The 2939-nt window shown below is 40.7% G+C and carries 2 protein-coding genes; both read left to right on the plus strand.

Annotated features, from left to right (window positions below):
• Positions 1-246: 246 nt before the first annotated feature.
• Positions 247-1272: an acyltransferase gene (locus AC4GME_RS18455; RefSeq protein WP_490377568.1), complete on the plus strand. Its 1026-nt coding sequence runs from the start codon at positions 247-249 to the stop codon at positions 1270-1272.
• A gap of 885 nt (positions 1273-2157) precedes the next feature.
• The coding region (locus AC4GME_RS18460) for a carbohydrate porin (protein WP_490380006.1) at positions 2158-2939 on the plus strand (782 nt) is incomplete at its 3' end.

Consider the following 2939-nt stretch of genomic DNA (forward strand, 5'->3'; position numbering starts at 1 on the left):
ATAATTTACAGAGTCGTAATGATGAATGATTTTAACAAAGTTAGAGTAAAATCATTATGGCCAATAAAAGCAAGTCGAGGAATTTTTACTGCTGGTAGGTGACTATATATGGATCACTAGATAATGGCACAGCCAAGGAGAGACAGGTGGGCGTGTTGGGAAGGGCTGGATTTTAAGCCTCCCAGCGGCCTGAAAAACTTATAATTATCACACTGCCTTAGATATTAAGGCTACAGGAAAGAAACTATGCAACAAACTAAGATGTCCAGTATCGAGCTGGGACGACTGTTAGCGATTATCGCTATCATTTTTATCCATACCCGCCCATTTATCACTACGATTTTTGGTACTGGAGAAGACACCAATTTTGGCCTTTTTCTAAATCAAATAAGTCGTTTTGCTGTACCGTTATTCTTTTTAATTTCCGGTTATTTTATTGCCCCTAAGTTAATTGCGGCACCGCTGATTCACTTGAAAAAATATACACTGCCGCTCATGAAAATATGGCTAAGTTGGAGCGTCATTTACCTATTATTCCCAATAAACGCTGTGATTTTGAGTCAGGATGGCTATCTGGCGGAACGATTAAGTTATTGGCAACGTTTAGCGGCGACACCGTTAAATAGTTTGTTTGAGGGAGGGCTTGTTCATCTTTGGTTTTTGCCGGCATTAATTTGTGCGGTTACGATTATCGCTTTATTGCTGGTTAGTAAACAACAACGCTGGATATTGCCGATAGCTTTGGGATTGTTTATTTATGGTGTTGCCGCAGGGTCGTACCAGCCGATTACAGAACTGACCGCGCCGATATTTACCAGAAACGGACCATTTTTTTCGACCCTGTTTGTTGCTCTTGGATTTGAAATCCGCCGTCGACAAGTGACCTTGAGTAATATTGGGGCCTGGAGCTTAATCGTGATTGGTCTCACAACTCATTTTAGTGAAGCCTATTTCCTTACCGCTTACGGGCAGAACTTTACCGTACATGATTTTCTGTTCGGAACACTATTTTGGTCATTAGGTCTGTTTATGCTGCTGTTAAATAATCCAAACTGGGGAAGTTATCGCTGGGTACAAAACTTAGCTCAAAATAGCCTGGGTATCTACCTGGTTCACATGCTAGTGGTGATAGTGATGATGAATATCAGTGGAGCGATACAAATGGATCACAGCATGGCGAGTATTATTACCCCTTTGCTCGCCTTCTTTGTTTCATTCGCCTTGATTCAGTTGATTCGCAAGGCCCCGTTTCAACATCTGTTACTGCGCTAAATCGAGCAAAAAAATGGCCCCCAAAATGGGGCCTCAAACTTTTTGATGATATTTGAAAAAATTAAATATTTTAAATAATAGTTGTGGCCTGCTAAATTTGGCCACATCTTTATGCCTGCTAAGGTTTAAGCTGTCTAACTGTACTTGTTTCATCTTGATTCATAATCTCATTTGCAAAGAACTTAGAAAGTTCTCCTCCTTTTGAAAATCAGATGGTGCATACAAATCTTTACCGATAAATTGCAAAACTATGCTTCCGTTAATATCTGTTTGCTGCAAAGCAATAACAACCGTTATGCATTCACTGATACCCATTAGATAACTAAATCTGCGTTTTCGTGCAGCATCGCTTATCAGCTTTCCTAACCTCAAATATACTGACTTCAAAGCAGCTGCGAGTAGACAAAAATCCATACAAATAAAAATGCGGCTACTAACGCTTGCTCACTTTCAAGAAGGGCGCTCCAGCACACAAATGGCTCAGTTTCTGGCCATTATTGTGTCGTAGGTCAACACCTCAAGCAGGTCTTCAATGCCACAGAAAAATGACGACGTGCCATTGTGAGCATGGATGGTACAGGCTGGCATAGTAAAGATGTAGCTAGAGATTTTGATAATGTCACCATTCAACTCAAACCTGCTTTATTGCGTTCAACTCCGGAGAATAGGGAGGGGGATATATATGCATGAAAAAGCAGGCTGCAGGGTATACCGGTGCTTATTTGGGATTGTGACAATGATCAAATAAAAAAAGGTATGAATCTAAAGGATACATTTAATAATTCTAGTGGTACCCGCTTTATATGAAAACTGAAATATTCTAATCCCGTCCAAAAAATTGGAAAAAGTAAAATTATTAATTAGTTTATTTTAAGGGAATATACCATGAAAAAATTCAGAATCTCGCCTGTTTGTGCGGTCGTATCTTGTTTATTAATGTCGGCAAATGCAGCTGCGGTTGATTTCGGTGGTTATGCACGAGCAGGCCTTTCTACTACCTCTGATGGCGGAGAGCAGGTTTGTTACGGATCAGGTGCTGATGGTCATTATGCAGGTCGTCTCGGTGATGAATGTGAAACTTACATTGAACTGGGTTTAGGCCAGGAACTGTATAATCAGGATGGAAAAACATTCTATTTCGATACTATGTTTTCTGCGGAAACAGCTCAGGGTGCACAGTTTAATGATTATCAATCGATTACTGAACCTGGCGCAGTATCAAGTTTATCTGATTGGGCACTGCGTCAAGTAAATGTGCAGGCAAAAGGTTTATTTGAATCACAGCCGCAAGCCAATTTGTGGATTGGTAAACGCTTTTACCAGCGTAAAGATGTGCATATCTTAGATCTGTTTTATCTAAATACGTCAGGTTATGGCGCTGGTATTGAAAATGTAAATGCAGGGCCTGGTCATCTTTCACTTGCATGGCTAAACAGTGATGAAGAAACAAAAACCGGAAAAAGGACTAATGAAGGGCAAAACGTCGTGCAGATGAATAAGCTGGATCTGCGTTATGCGGGTATTCCTTTATGGAAAGATGCAACGCTTGAACTGGCTGCAGTTTACGGTGTGCCAGATTTAACTAAAGTTCAGGAAGATGCCGGTGAGCCGGATGAAGATGGTATTTTCTTAACAGCTGAAATTTCGCATCCGCTGCTAGACGGCAC

This window comes from Psychromonas sp., assembly GCF_983033635.1.

Coding starts and splice junctions, on each gene's coding strand:
- AC4GME_RS18455 (WP_490377568.1), top strand. CDS start 247: ATGCAACAAACTAAGATGTCCAGTATCGAGCTGGGACGACTGTTAGCG.